Source organism: Streptomyces sp. NPDC002276 (genome assembly GCF_053891435.1).
In genome coordinates this window covers 99,067-117,448 of sequence record NZ_JBSFCQ010000003.1, presented here as the reverse complement: position 1 = coordinate 117,448, position 18,382 = coordinate 99,067, and the positions used below count along the sequence as shown (strand labels likewise).

The 18,382-nt window shown below is 69.2% G+C and carries 15 protein-coding genes; 4 read left to right on the top strand and 11 right to left on the bottom strand.

Annotated elements, in window-relative coordinates; all coding sequences use genetic code 11:
* The 11 genes from ACWIHT_RS09665 to ACWIHT_RS09615 form a co-directional block, all read right to left on the bottom strand.
* Positions 1–1,032, bottom strand: coding sequence for an ABC transporter ATP-binding protein (locus tag ACWIHT_RS09665; protein WP_456166230.1), 1,032 nt, complete (start codon positions 1,030–1,032; stop codon positions 1–3).
* 34 nt (positions 1,033–1,066) lie between these two features.
* The gene (locus ACWIHT_RS09660) at positions 1,067–2,224 is read right to left on the bottom strand and encodes an MFS transporter (RefSeq protein WP_456166228.1); all 1,158 of its coding nucleotides are present in this window, start codon (positions 2,222–2,224) and stop codon (positions 1,067–1,069) included.
* A complete protein-coding gene (locus ACWIHT_RS09655; RefSeq protein WP_456166226.1) occupies positions 2,221–5,082 on the bottom strand; it encodes a glycoside hydrolase family 2 TIM barrel-domain containing protein in 2,862 nt (953 codons plus the stop codon). Before ACWIHT_RS09655 ends, ACWIHT_RS09660 begins: the two co-directional genes overlap by 4 nt.
* 27 nt (positions 5,083–5,109) lie before the next feature.
* Positions 5,110–5,982 (bottom strand): carbohydrate ABC transporter permease, encoded by an 873-nt coding sequence (locus ACWIHT_RS09650; RefSeq protein WP_456166224.1) that lies wholly within the window; start codon positions 5,980–5,982, stop codon positions 5,110–5,112.
* Positions 5,979–6,944, bottom strand: a complete 966-nt coding sequence (locus ACWIHT_RS09645; RefSeq protein WP_456166222.1) for a carbohydrate ABC transporter permease — start codon at positions 6,942–6,944, stop codon at positions 5,979–5,981. Before ACWIHT_RS09645 ends, ACWIHT_RS09650 begins: the two co-directional genes overlap by 4 nt.
* A gap of 17 nt (positions 6,945–6,961) precedes the next feature.
* Entirely contained in the window at positions 6,962–8,227 is a 1,266-nt protein-coding gene (locus ACWIHT_RS09640; RefSeq protein WP_456166220.1) for an ABC transporter substrate-binding protein, read from the bottom strand.
* Positions 8,228–8,440: 213 nt separating this feature from the next.
* The gene (locus ACWIHT_RS09635) at positions 8,441–10,297 is read right to left on the bottom strand and encodes a glycoside hydrolase (protein WP_456166218.1); all 1,857 of its coding nucleotides are present in this window, start codon (positions 10,295–10,297) and stop codon (positions 8,441–8,443) included.
* 11 nt (positions 10,298–10,308) lie between these two features.
* Complete coding sequence (locus tag ACWIHT_RS09630; RefSeq protein WP_456166216.1) at positions 10,309–11,556, bottom strand: ROK family protein; 1,248 nt, start codon at positions 11,554–11,556, stop codon at positions 10,309–10,311.
* A gap of 175 nt (positions 11,557–11,731) precedes the next feature.
* A complete protein-coding gene (locus ACWIHT_RS09625; protein WP_456166214.1) occupies positions 11,732–12,976 on the bottom strand; it encodes an FAD-binding protein in 1,245 nt (414 codons plus the stop codon).
* Positions 12,973–13,299, bottom strand: coding sequence for a hypothetical protein (locus ACWIHT_RS09620; protein ID WP_456166212.1), 327 nt, complete (start codon positions 13,297–13,299; stop codon positions 12,973–12,975). The genes ACWIHT_RS09625 and ACWIHT_RS09620 overlap by 4 nt, the downstream gene beginning before the upstream one ends.
* 5 nt (positions 13,300–13,304) lie before the next feature.
* The gene (locus ACWIHT_RS09615) at positions 13,305–13,844 is read right to left on the bottom strand and encodes a TetR/AcrR family transcriptional regulator (protein WP_456166210.1); all 540 of its coding nucleotides are present in this window, start codon (positions 13,842–13,844) and stop codon (positions 13,305–13,307) included.
* Between the two features lie 127 nt (positions 13,845–13,971).
* Here ACWIHT_RS09615 and ACWIHT_RS09610 point away from each other — a divergent pair, with 127 nt between their 5' ends.
* From ACWIHT_RS09610 to ACWIHT_RS09595, 4 genes are all read left to right on the top strand, one after another.
* Positions 13,972–14,631, top strand: coding sequence for a pyridoxamine 5'-phosphate oxidase family protein (locus ACWIHT_RS09610; RefSeq protein ID WP_456166208.1), 660 nt, complete (start codon positions 13,972–13,974; stop codon positions 14,629–14,631).
* Between the two features lie 119 nt (positions 14,632–14,750).
* Complete coding sequence (locus ACWIHT_RS09605) at positions 14,751–16,070, top strand: radical SAM protein (RefSeq protein WP_456166206.1); 1,320 nt, start codon at positions 14,751–14,753, stop codon at positions 16,068–16,070.
* Positions 16,071–16,284: 214 nt separating this feature from the next.
* Positions 16,285–17,781 carry a cellulose-binding domain-containing protein gene (locus ACWIHT_RS09600; RefSeq protein WP_456166204.1) on the top strand — a complete coding sequence of 499 codons (1,497 nt, stop codon included), beginning with the start codon at positions 16,285–16,287 and terminating at the stop codon, positions 17,779–17,781.
* A gap of 154 nt (positions 17,782–17,935) precedes the next feature.
* Positions 17,936–18,379, top strand: coding sequence for a MarR family winged helix-turn-helix transcriptional regulator (locus tag ACWIHT_RS09595; RefSeq protein WP_456166202.1), 444 nt, complete (start codon positions 17,936–17,938; stop codon positions 18,377–18,379).
* Positions 18,380–18,382 lie beyond the last annotated feature (3 nt).

Sequence of the window (18,382 nt, the reverse complement as noted above, 5' to 3'; positions counted from 1 at the left end):
TCAGGTCTCCTCGGCGCGCGGGCCGGCCTGGACGTACGCGGCCCGCATCACGTCCTCCAACTCGGCCTCGTCCATGGCGATTTCCGTGACCTCGTACCGCTCGATGACCTGTTTCAGCGCCTGGTGGACGGTCGGCCCCCCGGTGCCGTCCGGGCCGAAGACGAGTTGCGGTCCGTCCCGCCGTATCAGAGCGATGCCCGGCAGGGACACGGCCTCGGCGTGCGCGTCGGCGAGCGTCGCGCGGATCTGCCAGGTCGAGCCGAACCTGCGGCGGATCTCGTCGAGGGTGCCGTCGAGCACCAGTCGGCCGTGGTTGATGAGGACGACCCGCTCGGCGAGCCGGGCCACCTCCGTCATGTCGTGCGTGGTCAGCAGGACCGTACGGCCGCGTTCCTCCACCTGGTGGCGCAGGAACTCGCGCACCTGTTCCTTCACGACCACGTCCATGCCGATGGTCGGCTCGTCCAGGAAGACGACCGGCGGGTCGTGCAGCAGCGCGGCGGCCAGGTCACAGCGGACGCGCTGGCCGAGGGAGAGATGGCGGACGCGGGTGTCCCAGAACGACGACAGTTCGAGGAGGTCGTCGAACTCCCGCAGGCGGGCCGCGTGTTGGGCCTTCGGCACCTCGTAGATGTCCCGCAGGATCGAGAACGACTCGCGCACCGGCAGGTCCCACCACAGTTGAGTGCGCTGGCCGAACACCGCGCCGATATTACGGGCGTTGCGTTCCCGCTCCTGGTACGGCACCACGCCCGCGACCCTGGCCTCCCCGGAGGTGGGCGTCAGGATGCCGGTGAGGATCTTGATGGTGGTGGACTTCCCGGCGCCGTTCGGGCCCAGCAGGGCGAGGAGTTCACCCGGGGCGACGTCGAACGAGACGTCGGAGACGGCGTACTTGGGCACGCGGTCCGGATTGACGAGCGAGCGCAGACCGCCGACGAGACCGGGGCGGCGGACAGTGGTGTGGAAGGTGCGGGACAGCCCCCGGACCTCGATCTGATGTGCCGTTCGGGGCGTGTTGCGCGCGTTCACTCGATCAGCCTTCGCGTGAGCGGGAACAGGGCCTTCATGATGCGGACCTCCTCGTCAGTCGGATCAGCCGGAGCGTCGCCAGCAGCGAAGCGCCCGACATCGCGGTCAACAACCAGGGCACCGCGTGGATCCCGGCCGCCTCGATCCCGACGCCGAGCAGCGGTGGAGCCGCCACCCCGCCGACGTTCGAGGCCGCCATCACCCACGCTCCGGCCCGCTCGGCCTGGGGAAGCGCCCTGTTGAGCCAGGAAAGTCCCGTCGGGAAGACCGGTGCGATGAACAAGCCAACACCGGCATACGCCACCGGTGCCACTCCTTTAACCAGCGTCAACAGCAGACACACCGTCATCCCGACCGCGCACACCGCGAGGATGCGCTCGGGGGAGTACCGCAGGGTGATCGGGACGACGAGGAAGCGGCCCGCCGTCATCATCAGCCAGTAGACGGAGGTCGCCGACGCGGCGACGGCCGCCGTGTAGCCGACCGTCTCCAGATGCGTGGGCTCCCAGCCGCCGACGCTCGCCTCGACCGCCACGTTGAGGATGTAGAGGACGAGGAAGCCGACGAGGACCCGCGACAGGCCCAGCTCGACGCTTCCCGTCTGTGCTGGTGGATCGTCAGATACACGTGTACGTACGCCACTTGGCCCCGCGAACGCCAGCACCGCCGCCAGTGCCGCGCACAGCCCGAACGCGTACGGGTAGTCGTCCGGACCGAGCCAGGCCACCATCGCCGGGCCGAGCACCGCGCCGATGCCGTAGTGGGCGTTGAGCACGTTCAGCATGGCGGTGGAACGGTTGCCGAAGCCGACGGCGAAGAGCTGGTTGAGGCCGTAGTCGATGCCGCCGAAGCCGAGCCCGCACAGGAACGCGGCGGCCAGCGCGAGGGGCCAGTTCGGCGCCAGCGCGAAACCCGCGCCGCCCGCCGCGATCAGGGCGTAACCCCACACCAGCAGCGCCCTGTTGCTGATCCGGGCGTGGATCGCGTTGAAGGCGAGCACACCGGCGACCCCGCCCGCGAAGTGCAGGCTCAGGCCGAGCCCGGCGGCGGACGGGGAGAGCCCGAACTCGTGGCGCAGGCCCGGTATCGCGGGGCCGTAGAGGGCCTGGATCATGCCGATGAGGACGAAGCCGACGCAGGACGCGACCGTGGCCGGCCGGCTGAAGAGCCGGTCGGCCACAGGCGATGTCACGGCTGTGCCGAGAACACGAAGGAGAATTCGGCGGGTTCGGCGTTCAGGAAGTATCGCGGGAGCGGGCCCGGGCCGCAGGACTGCGAGCCGATGCCGTGCTGCCCGTGGTCGAGGTTCACCCACACTGTGTTGCCGGGCGTGAGGTCCGTGCGGTGGGCGGCCGCGTCCAGTTGCTCCGTCGTCCAGCGGCGGGCTGTGAACCAGAACTCCGGGTCGCCGTCGATCCGCAGCCCGCCCAGCTCCGCCCAACGGACGTCCGCGCGGGCGCCGTTCTCCTGCGGACGGACGTAGGGGGTCTGGAGAGCGTCGACCGTGGACTCCCAACGGCCCAGCAGCGAGGCCGACTTGGTGTCCGGGTAGCCCTCGCCGGGTCCGCCGCCGAACCACTTCACGCCGTCGGCGCCCGCGGTCAGCCCGAAGCGGATGCCGAGCCTCGGCAGCGGTACCGTCCAGTCGCCCTCGGGGGCCACGGACACCGTCAGCCGCAGCCGGTCGCCGTCCGAGGTCCAGCGGTACACCGTGGCGAGCCCGATCTCCCAGGCGGCGGGCGCCACCCGGGTCCGTACGGTCAGCGCGTCGTCGCCCAACTCCACGCCGTCCAGGCGGTGTCGCATCCGGTGCAGGCCCAACTTGCGCCAGAGCAGACCGTGGCGGACGTCCGTCTGCCAGGACGCGCCGTCGTCGTTGTCCGTGGTCGCCCGCCACACGTCCAGGCGGAGACCGGTGACGTCCACCGCGCCGATCGCCTTCAACTCGCCGGTCCGGGCGTCGAAGGAGGCCGGGCCGAGGGTGATCCGGCGCTCGCCGAGGACGGGAGCGGAGGTGGCGGAGACGTACGGCAACGGCCGTGCCGTGACCGGGATCTGGCCCCAGCCCACCACATGGCCGGCGGGAGCCCATGCGGTGTCGGCCGCCAGCGACGCCCTTACGGTCCACTGGGATTCGGCGCCTTCGGACTCCACGGGCGGTGCGGGCAGCTTCACGTCGGCCGACTCGCCGGGCGCGAGCGGCGGTACGGTCAGCGGGCCCGACTCGACCGTCTCGCCGTCCACTTGGTAGGACCACTGGAAGGCGAATGCGGACAGATCGGCGAAGTCGTGCTTGTTGGTGACCCGTACGGAGCCGTCGTAGTCTTCGGGGCCGTCGATGGAGACCGGCTCGATGACCTTCTTGAACTCGATCAGGCCGGGGGAGGGGGCGCGGTCCGGGAAGAGCAGGCCGTCGCAGACGAAGTTCCCGTCGTGCAGCTCCTCGCCGAAGTCGCCGCCGTACGCGAAGCCGTAGCGGTCGTCCTTGATGCCGTGGTCGATCCACTCCCAGATGAAACCGCCCTGGAGCCGGTCGTACGACTCGAAGAGGCGCTGGTAGTCGGCGAGTCCGCCGGGGCCGTTGCCCATGGCGTGGCCGTACTCACAGAGGATGAAGGGGAGTTGACGGCGTTTGTGGGTACCGCCGTCCAGGTGCCGGCCGATGCGCTCGACCTCGGCGTGGGAGGCGTACATCCGTGAATAGACGTCCGTGTCACGGCAGTTGATGTCGCCCTCGTAGTGCACCAGGCGTGAGCGGTCACGGCCGTGGATCCACTCGGCCATGGCGGTGAGACCGCGGCCGGTGCCGGCCTCGTTGCCCAGCGACCAGATCACGATCGACGGGTGGTTCTTGTCCCGTTCGACCATGCGGGCCGCGCGGTCCAGCAGGGCCGGGGTCCAGCGGTCGTCGTCAACGGGGTTGTCGCGCCAGGCCTGTTCGGTGAAGCCGTGGGTTTCGAGGTCGCACTCGTCGATGACCCACAGGCCGTACTCGTCGCACAGGTCGAGGAAGTCCGGGTGCGGCGGATAGTGCGAGGTCCGGACCGCGTTGATGTTGTGCCGCTTCATCAGCAGCACGTCCTCGCGCATCGTCTCCAGGTCGAGGGCGCGGCCCTTCTCGGGGTGCCACTCGTGGCGGTTGACGCCCTTGAAGAGGATCGCCCTGCCGTTGACCTTGATCAGGCCGTCGGCGAGTTTGACGGTCCTGAAGCCGATGCGGAGCGGGACGCGTTCACCCTCCGTCGTCAGCAACCCGTCGTACAGGTAAGGGAGTTCGGCGGTCCACGGCCGCACCGGCACGGTGACCGACTCGCCCGTCGCGACATCGATGTCCAACGCGGGCACGGTGATCCGGCCGTCGACGTCGGAGTCGACGCGCAGGGTGCCCGCGCCGCCGAGGTGGTCGTAGGAGGCGTGCACGAAGAAGTCGAGGGCGCTGCCCGGCGGGCGGTGCAGCAGGGTGACGTCACGGAAGATGCCGGGCAGCCACCACTGGTCCTGGTCCTCCAGGTAGGAGCCCGCCGACCACTGGTGGACGCGGACGGCCAGTACGTTGCCGCCGGGCTTGAGCAGGTGTCCGACCGCGAACTCGTGCGGCAGCCGGGAGCCCCTGAACTCGCCGATGTCCGTGCCGTTCAGCCAGACGCGGGCGCAGGACTCCACGCCGTCGAAGCGGAGGACCGCCCCGCCGTCCGAGGGCCACTCGGACGGCAGGTCGAAGACGCGCAGATGGTCGCCGGTCGGGTTCTCGGTCGGGACGTGCGGCGGGTCCACCGGGAAGGGGTAGAGGTGGTTGGTGTAGATGGGCGAGCCGTGTCCTTGCAGGACCCAGTGGCCGGGGACCGTGACCTCGGCCCAGTTCCCGGCGTCGTAGCCCTCCTCGGCGAACGAGTCGTCCTCGGCGTCGGCCGTCGCCGACACACGAAGACGCCAACTACCGTTGAGGGAAAGTGACTTCGCGTCCGAGGACGCGTACCGGGCGCGGGGTGGGAGGGCTCCGCTGCCCGGCGAGACGTCTTCGAGATGGTCGACGGCGGTGCTGGAGGACATGGATCTCCCGGTGGTGAGTGGCGGGTGTCAGCCCTTGATTCCGGTCTGCGCGATCCCCTGCACCAGCCAGCGCTGGAGGAAGAGGAACACGAACACCAGGGGCAGGATGGAAATCGCGGTGGCCATGAAGATGGTGTGGAAGACGACGGTCTGGTTGGTCATGTACGAGGAGAGCGCGACCTGGACGGTCCAGGCACCTGGATCCTGGCCGATGACCAGCGGCCAGAGGAAGGCGTTCCAGCCGCTGATGAAGGTGATCGTGGCGATCGCGGCGAAGAAGTTCAGCGAGTTGGGCACCACGACCTTCCAGTACGCGCCCCAGTAGCCGAGTCCGTCCACGCGTGCCGCCTCCTCCAACTCCTTGGGGAACCCCAGGAAGTACTGCCGGAAGAGGAAGCAGGTGAAACCACTGAACAGGCCCGGGATGATGAGACCCCGGTAAGTGTCGACCCAGCCCAGGGACGAGACGAGGACGAAACTCGGCACGAAGGTGACGGCCGTCGGAACCATCAGGGTGCCCAGGACGAGGTAGAAGATCTTGTTGGAGTGCTTGTACGGGATGCGGGCCAGGGCATAGCCGGCCAGCGAGCACACCAGCAGGATGCCCACGGTCATGGAGACGGCGACGACCAGCGAGTTCCACATCGACCGGGCGAACTCCACCGAGGTGTCGTCGAAGAGGTCGCTGACATTGCTCCACTGGAGGTTCGTGGGGAAGAACTTCCAGTGCTCCCCGGTGATTTCGGCATCGGTGGAGAGCGCGTTGCGGACCAGCAGATAGAACGGGACGAGGAAGAGGAAGGCGGCGACGCCGGTGGCGACGTACAGGCCCGTGTTGCCCAGGACGCCGCCGCGCCTCGGGCGCCGCTTCTTGCCCAACTGCGGTGCTGTGGTGGTCACTTGGCCTCCTCACCCCTTCCGAAACCCATGAGCTTGCCCTGGAACAGGGTGACGATGACGATCAGCAGAGTCAGGATCACGGCGCCCGCGCTGCCGGCGCCGTAGTCCTGGTTCTCGCCGAGCGCGGTGTAGTACAGCTCGACGAGGGGCGGGCGGCCCCAGGTGGTCTTGGACAGGAGGTTGAAGAACTCGTCGAAGGCCTGGTAGGCGGCGATGAGCAGCAGCAGGATCACCGCGGTGGAGGTGGCCCGCAGTTGGGGCAGCGTGATGTAACGGAAGGTCTGCCAGCCCGGCTTGGCGCCGTCGATCGCGGCGGCCTCGTACAGCTCGCCGGGGATGTTCTGAAGCGCCGCGAGGAACAGGATCATGTAGAAACCGGACTGGAGCCACAGACGCGCGGTGACGATGACGAACCAGTACCAGGGCGGGCTGGGGTTGGACAGCCAGGCGATGTTGTCGACCCCGAACCAGCCGATGACCGTGTTCATCAGGCCGAAGCGGACGCCGCTGAAGATGGACATCTTCCAGATCAGGGCCGCCGCGACATAGCTGCACGCGGTCGGCAGGAAGAACACCGACCGGAAGAAGGCCCGCATGAACCGGAGCCGGTTCACCAGCAGCGCGAGGCCCAGCGACAGGGCCCAGGTGGTGGGCACGATGAACGCGGCGAAGACGGTGAACGTGCCGAGCGAGCCGACGAAGTCGGGATTCGTCAGCATGTAGGTGTAGTTGTCGAAGCCGACGAACTTGCTCGGTGTGACGGTGAAGCGCGCCTCGAAGAAGCTGAGGTAGATGCTCCAGCCGATCGGCACATAGACGAAGACCATCAGCCCGAGGAGGAACGGGCCGATGAAGAGCCAGAAGTTGAAGGTGCGGTTGCCCCGCAGACCCCGCCGCGGCTTGGCCGAAGTGGCCTTCGCCGGGGCGGGGCTCGCGAGGTCGCGCGTCGTGGTCGTCGACATGTCCAGTCCGTCCGGGCCTATCCGAACAGCTTCTTGAGCTCGCGGTTCACCGCTGTGTCGGCCTTGTCGAGAGAGGCCTCCGGGTCACCGCCCTTGCGCACGGAGTTGGCGAACACGTCCTCCAGCGCGGTGATCATCGCCTGGGTCCAGCCGATGTTGTCGAAGTGGCCGAACTCGTTGAAGAGCTTGACGCCCTCGGCGGGCAGACCGGACTTGAGCTTGGTGGCCCCGGCGGCGATCGAGGCGCGCGGCGGGATGTGGAAGCCGTAGGAGGTGGCCCAGTCCTCCTGGTCCTTCTTCTGGTCGATCCACAGCCACTTCACGTACTCCTTGGCCGCGTCGACGTTCGCGCCCTTGGCGTTGACGAACATCGACCAACCGCCGTTGTAGACCGACTGCTTGCCGGAGTCGATGGTCTTCGGGAACGGGAAGACGCCGATGTCGTCGCCAAGTGCCTTCTGGAACTGCGGCATCGCCCACATACCGCAGAACTGGATAGCGCACAGGCCCTGGTTGAGGGCCGACGGGTCCCAGTAGTCCGTCGGGGCGTCGAGCAGCAGATGGCCGCTGGTGAACAGCTTGCGCATCTTCTTGATGCCCTCGATGACGCCGGGCGTGTGGTACGCGATCTGGTTCTGGGCGTCGAGGGTGTCGGCGCCGGCCGACCAGATCATGGGGTTGATGACCGCGTGCAGGTCGTTGCCGATGTACAGGCCCTTGACCTTGCCGGTGGTGAGCTTCGCGGCGGCCTCGATCAGCTCGTCGAGGGTCTCCGGCACCTTCACCCCGGCCTTCTCCAGGAGGGAGGGCCGGTAGAAGAAGAACTGCGGATCGTCGATCATCCGGACGCCGTAGATCTTCCCGTCCACCGTGTGCGAGGCGATGTCGGCCGGATTGAAGTCGGCCTTCACCGGATTGATGATGTCGCTCAGATCGGCCACCTGGCCGCTCTTCACCATCTGGATCTGCGGGTGGAACTCGAACATGTCCGGCGCGCTCTTGGTGAGCAGCGTGGCGAACAGCTTGCTCTCGTAGTCGCTGCTGGTGATCCACTGGGTGGCCACATCGGCCTTGGTGTACGCCTTCGCGTAGCGCTTGATGGCCTGTTCGGTCCCGGCCTCGCCGTAGGCGTGGAACATCTGGGTGAGGTTCTTGCCCGAACCGCCGCTCCCCCCACGCCCGTTGTTGCCGCCGCACGCGGCCAGCGTGCCGGCCGCGGCCATCCCCGCTGCCGCCCGGAATATCGATCGGCGGGACCAGTTGCTGTTGCTCATTGCCGACATGGTGACGTCCTTGTCTCTCGCGCGGCTGCGGCTCCACGGCTCAGCTGCCCGTGGCTGAATTCGAGGTGCGGAGCGGGACGTTAACCTTCGGCTAAGCCTTCGGCAAGGGGTTGGACGAAGCCTGTTCGAAGCGTTGCGCAACGTTCGGAATGCCGGACGTGACGATGGTGCGGGCCGCCGCGCGACGACCCGCACCATGCCTTCAGGTCGTCATCAGACCTTCGACCAGGCCTCGTTGGTCCCGCCGTTGCAGCTGTAGAGGATCACTTTGCTGCCGTCGACGGTCGCCTGACCGCTCACGTCGAGACACTTCCCGGACGCCTCGCTGAGGATCTGCCCGTTGGCGTTCAACAGCCACCGCTGGCCGGGATCACCCGTGAAGTCGGCGGCGGTCGTCAGCCCCGAACTCCCCACCGTCAGATACCCGTTGGCCCCCTTCAGACCACCCTTCGCGTCGTACGACCACGTCTGCCCGGCCCCACCCGTGCAGGTGCCGATCGCGGCCCCCGAGACGTCCGCCGTCAGGCACTTCCCGGACTGACCGCCCCGCAGGGCGCCGGTGACGGCCGTCGAACTCCCGTGTCCCTTGCGGGACTTCTGGTCGAGGACGTACGTCGTGATCGAACGGGCGGCGAGAGTTGTGGAGACCGTGGAGCCGCTCACGTCCGGCTTCGTGACCTGCGCCCAGTTCTCCGTGGCCGAGGTCCGGACCGCCTGGGTCGCACGGACCGGCACCTCGCTGTTGAAGTGCAGATTCAGCGAAGTGTCCGTGGTGTTCTGGTTGTTGACCACGACGACCCACTTGCCGTCCCGGTCGTAGGAGGTCACCTCGACACCGCTCGGCGCGCCCGTCACGTTGTGCGCGACCGAGCCCGGCCGGACGAACTTGCTGTACTGGCCGAGCGCGTAGTACCGCTTGGTGAAGTACAGGGTCTGGTTGCCGTCCGTCGCGTAGTCGGGGTCGTAGTAGATCAGCCCGTCGTTCCAGCCGACGTCGTTGCGCGCGGCCGGGTCCGTGCCGTAGCCGCTGGCGAGGGCCACCCACCACTGGAACGCCGAGTCGTGTGCGCTCGCGAAGTCCTTGTACATGATCCGGGACATCAGCAGGGCGTTGTCGATCGTCGGGTCGTACTCCTGGTTCCAGCCCGTGCTGCCCTTGCCGAAGCAGCAGATCTCGGTGGCCCAGGAGGGCTTGCCGACCGTCCTCGCCGTCTCGTAGACATTGCCCAACTGGCCGTCGTTCGGGTTGTTGTACGTGTGGTGCGCCAGCTCGGACACGTACTGCGCGGTGTCGGGCTGCGCGATCCACTGCGGAACCTCGGTGCTGAAGCTGACCGTGCTGCTCGACTCGTCGGCGATGATGCTGGTGTGCTGCTTCCGGGCGCGCTGCTCGGCGCCCAACGCCCGCACGATGTCGTCGCGTTGGTCGACGGTGACCTGCATGCCCTCCTGGCCGCAGTCGCCGAAGTCGTTGTTGGGCTCGTTGAAGGGGCTGATGTAGTCGAACTTCGCGCCCTGTTTCGCGAAGTGGGCGGTGACGTCGGCGACGTACTTCGCGTAGTCGCCCTCGTTCTCGGCCTTCAACTGGCCGCCGCAGCTCTGCCCGTTGGTCGTCCACTGCGCGGGCGCGCTGTTCACGAAACCGATCAGGTCCTGGACGCCGTACCTCGCCGCGTACTTGAGGAAGGTCCGCCCGCCCTTGTCCTTGCTCCAGTCGTACGTGCCGTCGGCGTTCAGGAAATCCTGGGCGGCGCGGGCCGGGGTGGTGACCGCGGCACCACCGCCGCCGATGTTGTAGCGGTAGGAGGAGAGGTCCAACCCCTTTGAGGAGAACAGGAGTTGGGCCACCCGGGCCTGGACCTCGGGCTTGAAGTACTGGAGGTCGTTGACCCACCAGGCGCCGGACGCGCCGATGTTGTCGATGGTCTGGGCCGCGTGGGGGGAGACTTCGGCCGGTGCGACGCCGTCGGCGTTCGCGGGCGGCGCGGATATCAGGGCCCCGGTGACGGCGAGCGCGGCTGCCGCTGTCGCGAGGATCGATCTCCTGGGGTGGGGCTGAGTCACGTGCATCCCTTCCGTCGTCATGAAGGTGGTGCGGTACGGCTCCTTGCCTGGGTGGTGCGGGTCTTGCCAGTCCTCTGTCCCACGGACTGAAGTGCCCCTTCGAGTGCGAACGTTGCCGCTCCGAGGCACGCCGGGTCGGTGGGGATGGGGGAGAGGACGATCTCGGTGGCGGCGAACGGCCGCCTGAGCGCGTGCCGTTGGACGGCCTCGCGCACTTCGTGCAGCAGGGGTTCGCCGAGCTTGCGGGCCACCCAGCTGCTGAGCACGACCACTTCGGGGTTGAGGACGTTGACCAGGTTGGCGATGCCCGCGCCGACGTAACGGGCCGTCTCCCGTACGACCTTGAGGGCCACGGGATCGTTCGCGGCCACGGCCCGGGCCAGCGCGTCGATCGTGGCCGTCTGGTCCTCGGGGTGCAGCAGCGGGCTCTGCGGGCTCAACTCCCGTAGATTCAGCATGATTCCGGGCGCGCCGACATAGGCCTCCACGCAGCCGTGGTTGCCGCAGCGGCACAACCGTCCGTCCAGGACGAGCGTGGTGTGACCCCACTCGCCGGCACTGTTGCTCACGCCCCGGTACAGCCCGCCGCCCAGCGCGAGCCCGGCGCCGACCCCGGTCCCGAGGTTGACCACCACCGCGTCCCCGCGCCCGCGCGCGGCCCCGAACCACATCTCGGCGACCGCGCCGGCCCGCAGTGGATTGTCCAAGTAGAGGGGGTAGGCGATGACTTCGGAGAGCAGGTCGAGCAACGGCACGTCGTGCCAGTCCCAGTTGGGCGCGTACTCCGAGACGCCGGTCTCGCGGTCCACCTGACCCGGCACGCTCACCCCGACACCGAGGACGCGCGCCGCCTCGACCCCGGCCTGCGCGACCACCGCCCCGACGGCGGCGGCGACATGGCCGACCACCTGCTCCGGACGGCTCTCGCCGGGCCGCATGTCCTCGTCGGCACGGGCTAGGACGTTCAACGCCAGGTCGAACAGCTCGACATGGACGTACGTCTCCGCGATGTCGACGCCGATCAGCGCGCCCCCCGACGCGTTGACCGCGACCAGACCCCGGGGGCGGCCCCCCGCCGAGTCCTCGAACCCGACCTCGGTGATCATCCGCAGGTCCAGCAGCTCACCGACGAGCGTGGCCACCGTGGCCAGGCTCAGCCCGGTCGCGGCGGCCAACTCCTGCCGGGAGGTGGGCGACCGGGCGATGATCTGACGCAGCACCTCGTAGCGGTTCGCGGTGCGGATGTCGCGTGAGGTGCGTTTCACCGAGTTGCCCCCAAGGCCTTCGCGGTCATGCCGGGGCACGACGGCTCCGGCGCGCGGCAAGGCTATGGGCTGCGGGTGACGTTCGACAAGGGGTTAGGAAAGGGGCTATACAAAGTCGCCCACCCGGTCGTCGGCCCGGTCCTTGGCCGGGCCGCCCGCCGAGTCGTGGACCGGGTCAGTCACCGATGACGTCCCGGACGAACGCATTCGCGAACGTGCCCTGCGGGTCGAGGTCCCGGGCCAGCGCCGCGAAGTCGCCGAGCCGCGGATAGCGCCCGCGCAGCATCTCCGCCGGGGTGGTGAACACCTTCCCCCAGTGCGGTCGCGCGTCGAAGCCGTCCAGCGCCTCCTCCAGCCGCCGTACCACCGGCAGTACCGTCGCCGTGTCCTCGATCCAGGTGAAGTGCAGCGCCACGGTGTCCCGCCCGTACGAGGGGCTCAGCCACTGTGCGTCGGCGGCGACCGTACGCACCTCGCAGATCTGCAGTACACCGGCGACCGTCTCCCGGATCCCGTCGACCGCATACAGCGCGTCGTATGCGGTCGACCGCGGCAGCAGGTACTCCGACTGCAACTCCGCCCCGCTGCTCGGGGTGAACTCCGCCCGGAAGTGCGGCAGCCGCTCGTGCCAGGGCCCCGGCACCCCGAGCTGCTCGGTGGTGTTGACCGCGGGCATCCCCGGCACCGGGTGCAGGGCCTCCGTCGCGGGCGCGGCCCACGGGAAGTCCACCGGCGCCTGGTCGGTGCGCCGCTTCAGCCACACCTGGCGGAAGCCGGGCTCCCGCCAGTCGGTGAACAGACTCACGCTGTACGCCGAGGCGGCCACCGTCTCGAAGTCCAGCCCGGCGAGGGGGAGTTCGGTGAAGACGTGCTGCTCGACCTCGAAGGCCGGTTCCAGGTCGAGGGTGAGTGCGGTGACGACACCGAGCGCGCCGAGCGAGGTCACGGCGCCGTCGAAGCGGTCGTCGCCGCGTGCGATCGTCACCGTCGAGCCGTCCGCCGTGACGATCTCCACCTCGCGGACGGCCGCCGCCAGCGAGCCGTTGCGGACGCCCGAGCCGTGGGTGCCGGTCGCCACCGAACCGGCCACCGAAATGTGCGGCAGGGAGGCCATGTTGGGCAGCGCGAGCCCGTGCGCGGCCACCCGGCGGGCCAGCTCCGCGTACCGGACGCCGCCCGACACCCGTACCGTCCGGGCCGCCGTGTCCACGTCGAACTCGGGCGGCAGTGCGGCGATCGACAGCAGGGTGCCGTCCGGGCCCGGCTCGGCGATCCCGTTGAAGGAGTGGCCGCTGCCCAGCACCCGCACCCGCGCGCTCTCGGCCACGAGGGTCCTGAGCGCGTCGAGTGTGCGCGGGCGGTGGAGTTCCTTCGCCGCGTAGGTGATGTTGCCGGCCCAGTTGGTGACCGTCTCCGTCATGCCTGCCGTCCCTCCGGGAGCGTGCGCTCGCGTGTTCTGCCCCAGGGGTCGGTACGCCACAGCCGGGCGTGGATCAGCCCGACCAGGAGGACTCCTGCCGCTGCCGCAGCATAAGTCGGCAGCGGATGCGCCCGCGTGTCGGTGTAGTGCCAGCAGACGGCCGCCGCGACGATCAGCACCCAGCCGGAGAGGACGTTGGCGACGGCGGAGGGACGGAACGGGCCGGGGCTGACGCTCTCTCCCGTACTGCCCATCACGTAGTAGGGGAGCCCGTCCCCCGCGCAGAAGCCTGCCGCGAGACCGAGGGCGAGTGTGCCGATCATGGTGCTCAACTCCTTTGACGTGGTGCGGTGTCGAGGCCGCCCATCACGAGGTCGACCAGTCGGCGCAGGCGACGGCGGAGTACCTCCGGGGTGCCCTCGGACTGGCCGATGCCGACGGTCGCGGCGAGCAGCAGCTCGGCGGTCTCCCGGGGTTCGGGAACCTCGCGGAGCAGGTCCGTCAGCGCGTCGACCAGCCGGTCCTCGACCGAGGTCAGCCCCATCGCGGCGGCCTCCGCGATCAGCTCCTGCCGGAACCCGGCCTCGGTGACGCCGATCGCCGTCTCCAGCTTCACCGAGAGCACACCGTGGACCTGGTCGGCCGGTGTCCCCTCAGCGTCGCGAGCCCGGTGCGCCGCGTCCGTCATGAGGTCGGTGACGCGGGCGGCGACGGCGGCGAAGACGTCCTGCTTGTTCGTGAAGTGTTGGTACAGCGCGGGCCGGGACACGCCCGCGGCCCGCGCGAGGAGTTCCATCGAGGTCTGCCGGAACCCGTACCGGCTGAAGACGTCGACGGCCGCTGTGACGATGTCGTCCCGCTTGCCCATGCTGACAATTCTGACGATAAATGTCAGCTGCGTCAATGCTTCGGATTCCGTCGTCGAGAGACCTTCGCTATGCGGTATTCAAAATATGTATGGCCTTTTAAATGCCGTATCGGTAGTCTCCGGCGATATGACCGACCGCCTGCCCGAGACCGACCTCACCCGCCACAGCCGACTCCGCGAACAGGGCAGCCTCGACCGCGCCGACCTGGACGCGATCCTGGACGCCGGTTTCGTCTGCCACCTCGGGGTCGTGATCGAGGGGCGGCCCGTCGTCGTACCCACGGTGTACGGGAGGGACGGGCGGCGGCTGTATCTGCACGGGTCCGTCGCGAGTCGTAGCCTCGCGGGCGGAGCGCCCGTGTGCGTCACCGTCACGCATGTCGACGGGCTGGTGCTGGCCAGGTCCGTCTTCGAGCACGGCGTGAACTACCGCAGCGCGATGATCCACGGGGTGCCCCGCAAGGTCACCGACCCCGACGAGAAGCTGGCCGGCCTGCGCCGCCTCACCGAACAGGCGACGCCGGGGCAGTGGTCGTACGCCAGGCGTCCGAACCGCAGGGAACTCGCCGCCACCACGCTGCTCGTCCTCTCGCTGGAGGAGGCCTCCGTCAAGATCCGCACCGGCGGGCCCGACGACGGCGACGGGCCCGACGCCGAACTGGGCCTGTGGGCGGGGACGCTGCCGCTGACCTCGGCCTGGGGCGCGCCCGTGCCCGACCCAGTACTGCCCGCGGGCATCCCGGTACCGGACCACATCGCGCGCCGCGAGGGAGCCGGGCAGGGCTGACCCGGCAGGCGGCGACCTGCATCACACCGTGCCCCCCGCTCCCACCGCGCGGCCGTCGGAGGCATACCGTGAGGAGTCGTACGTCTGAGCAGGGCGCACGCGCCGGGAGGAGATACGGGATGGGCAGCCGCACCGCACTGGTCGAGGACCTGATGGAGCGCTTTCCGCATGTGCCGCGGGAAGCCGTCTTCAAGGAGGACCTGCTGCGCGGGGGTGTCGCCTTCGACCCGTCCGCGCTGAGCGACAACGAGGACGGCGAGGTCAAGCCGAAGTCGTACTTCATCTTCTCCTTCGACCACGGCACCCTGCCGGAGCTGGGCGAGGCCGCGCTGCGCCGCCCGCCGGAGGAGATCATCCTCACCGGTGGCCCGTACGACCTGAGGCGGACCGTCGTCTCCGTGCGGGTGAATCCGACCTCGCCGTACCGGGTGGCCTCCGACGAGGACGGCGTCCTCGGGCTCTATCTCGACGGGAAGCGGATCGCGGACGTCGGTGTGCCGCCGATGCCCGAGTACTACAAGCACAAGCTCGCCAACGGGAAGTCCGTCATGGAGGTGGCCCCGACGATCCAGTGGGGCTACCTGATCTACCTGACCGTCTTCCGGGTCTGCCAGTACTTCGGCGCCAAGGAGGAGTGCCAGTACTGCGACATCAACCACAACTGGCGCCAGCACAAGGCCGCCGGTCGACCGTACACAGGAGTCAAGGACGTCGAGGAGGTCCTCGAAGCCCTGGAGATCATCGACCGCTACGACACCGCGAAGGTGTCGACCGCATACACCCTCACCGGCGGCGCGATCACCAAGACGGTCGCCGGGCGCGACGAGGCCGACTTCTACGGCCACTACGCCAAGGCCATCGAGGAGCGCTTCCCGGGCCGCTGGATCGGCAAGGTCGTCGCCCAGGCGCTGCCCAAGGACGACGTACAGCGCTTCAAGGACTACGGCGTGCAGATCTACCACCCCAACTACGAGGTGTGGGACGAGTATCTGTTCAAGCTGCACTGCCCGGGCAAGGAGCGCTACGTCGGCCGCGCCGAGTGGCACAAGCGCATCCTCGACTCGGCCGAGATCTTCGGCGCGCGCAACGTGATCCCCAACTTCGTGGCCGGCGTGGAGATGGCGGAGCCGTTCGGCTTCAAGACCGTCGACGAGGCGATCGCCTCCACCACCGAGGGCCTGCGCTTCTTCATGTCGCAGGGCATCACGCCCCGCTTCACCACCTGGTGCCCCGAACCGACCACCCCGCTCGGCAAGGCCAACCCGCAGGGCGCGCCGCTGGAATACCACATCCGGCTGCTTGAGGCCTACCGCTCCACGATGGAGGACTTCGGCCTCAAGTCCCCGCCCGGATACGGCCGGCCGGGCCCCGGCCACGCGGTCTTCTCCGTCAGTTCCTTCATGGACAGTCTCCCCGCCGAGGAGCCCGCGCCTTTGTAAGGTAACGGTGTGGACAACTCCTGCGACGGGTGAGACAGGAGGGGCTCGGACACGTACAACTGCACAGAGGCGACTGACGGTTACCGCAATTGAATACCCGGCTTGTCAGTTGTGTGGGACGCGTGAAAGGCTCTGGCCCTGTCACGAGGCAGCCCCCCTCCAACTCGCTTAATGTCAGAGCTAGTTGGCCGTCATTCGTGGATGCAGGAGACCCATGCCCGACCTGCCGACTCCTCAGGACGCCGCTGAGGCAGCGCTGTTCACCGAGTGCTGGGACGCCGTGCTGTCCTACGCCGACCTGTGCACGTCCGGCACCGCCTCGGCCACCGAGCTGGCGAGCGAGGCCTTCGCCCTCGGCATACAGGAGGCCCGGTCCGCCGGGTCCGGCCCGCTGCGCGGACCGACCCGTCGCGTCCTGCCGGTGATACCGCTGCTGCTGACCGCCGTACGGACCACGGCCGCGGAGTGGGAGTTCGCCGGACGGGGGCACCGGCTCGACCCGGACCTTCGGCTGTGGCTCAACTCGGAGAAGGCGGCCCGCTTCCACGGCATGCCGTTGCAGCGCCCGATCGCCCTGCGCGGACTGCGGGACCTCCAGGAACCGGACGCGGCGCTGCTGTGGCTGGCCGAGGTCGAGGCGCTGCCGCTGACCGTCGTGGCCCGCCGCCTCGGCCTCGACCCGGCGATCGTCTCCGGTGAACTCGCCCAGGTGCGCGGCCTGTTCAGGGACCGCTGCCACCGCAACCACCTCGACTCACCGATGGCCGCGGAGTGCCGCAGCTACGCCCGGCTGCTCGACGCGGTCACCCGGTCGCCGTCCGCCGACACCCCCGAGGACCTCTCCCGCCACCTCGCCACCTGCGTGCAGTGCGCGGAGGCCGCCGCCTGTCTGCGACTTCAGGGCGGCGGACTGCCGTCGGCCCTCGCGAGCGGAGTGATCGGCTGGGGCGGGCTCGCCTACCTGGAGCGCCGCCGCCGGGCGGCCGAGGTACGGCTCGGTGCCGGGCGCCCCGTGGCCGAACTGGAGGCGGGGGAGTCGAAGGAGGGCGCGAGCAAGGCACGGCTGGTCCGCAACAGTCTGCTCGTCGCCGCCGTCGTCCTCTCGTTCGTGGCGCTCGGGGTGTCGATGATGCCGATGGGCGGCTCCGGGCGCGAGAACACGGCCAGCGACGACGCCGACAGCCAGCCGGTGCTCGACCCCGGCTCCACCGTGTCCTCCGTCGGCACGCACCCGTCGAGCACGCCGTCCGCGTCCGGCCGGCCGACGGCGAGCGACAACACGGCGTCCGCCGCGCCCAGCGACAAGAACCCCGACACGGAACCCCAGGGCACCGCCTCGGCCACCGCGAGCGACGCGCCCGCGCCGACCACCAGCGCGTCGGCGCAGCCGCCCGCCGCGGCGAGCTGCGACGTCACCTACGACCTGGTCGGCCAGTGGAACGACGGTTTCCAGGCCACGGTCACCGTCACCACCACCAAGGCCCTCGACAACTGGCGGGTCGCCTGGTCCTACCGCGACGGCCAGCAGGTCACACAGATGTGGGACGCGAGCGTCGCCCAGGACGGCTCCCGGGTCACCGCCACCGCCGCCGACTACAACAAGGACGTCGCCGCGGACGGCAGCCTCACCTTCGGCTTCCTCGGGACCTGGAACAACAGCAAGAACTCCGCACCGTCCGGCTTCACGCTCAACGGGGCTGCCTGCGACTAGTTCTGACGGTGGGTCAGAGAAACGTGTGCGACTGACGGAGGATCCCGGGAACGGGGTCCTCCGTCCGTGTGTGTGGGTCGGCTCGGGGGCGCGTGCGATCGGCTGCCGTGGTGCGGCAATTTACTAAGGCAGATTGATAAAGTAGCCTTAGTGTATGAGTCACGAAGACCTGGACCCCGAAGCCGTCGCCGCGGCCCTGCTGGCGAGTATCGGCGTGCTGGTGCGACGGGTGCGCCAAGTGCCCGTCGAGGGCGGGCTGACGATGCCCGAGCGGGCCGCCCTGGCGCAGCTCGACCGCAGTGGCCCCACCACCTCCTCGGCGCTGGCCCGGGACGCCCAGATCACCGCGCAGGCCATGGGGGCGACGCTCGGCGCGCTGCGGACCCGGGGCCTGGTCGAGCGCCGCCCGGACCCGGAGGACGGGCGGCGCGCGGTACTGAGCGTGACCGACGCGGGCAAGCGGGCGCTGCGGAACAAGCGCAACGCACGCGCCGAACTCCTCGGCCGGGCCCTGACCGGAGGCACGTTCACCCCGACCGAGCTGGAGCAACTCGCCGCAGCCGCACCGCTGTTGGAGCGACTGGCCCAGAAGATCTGACGC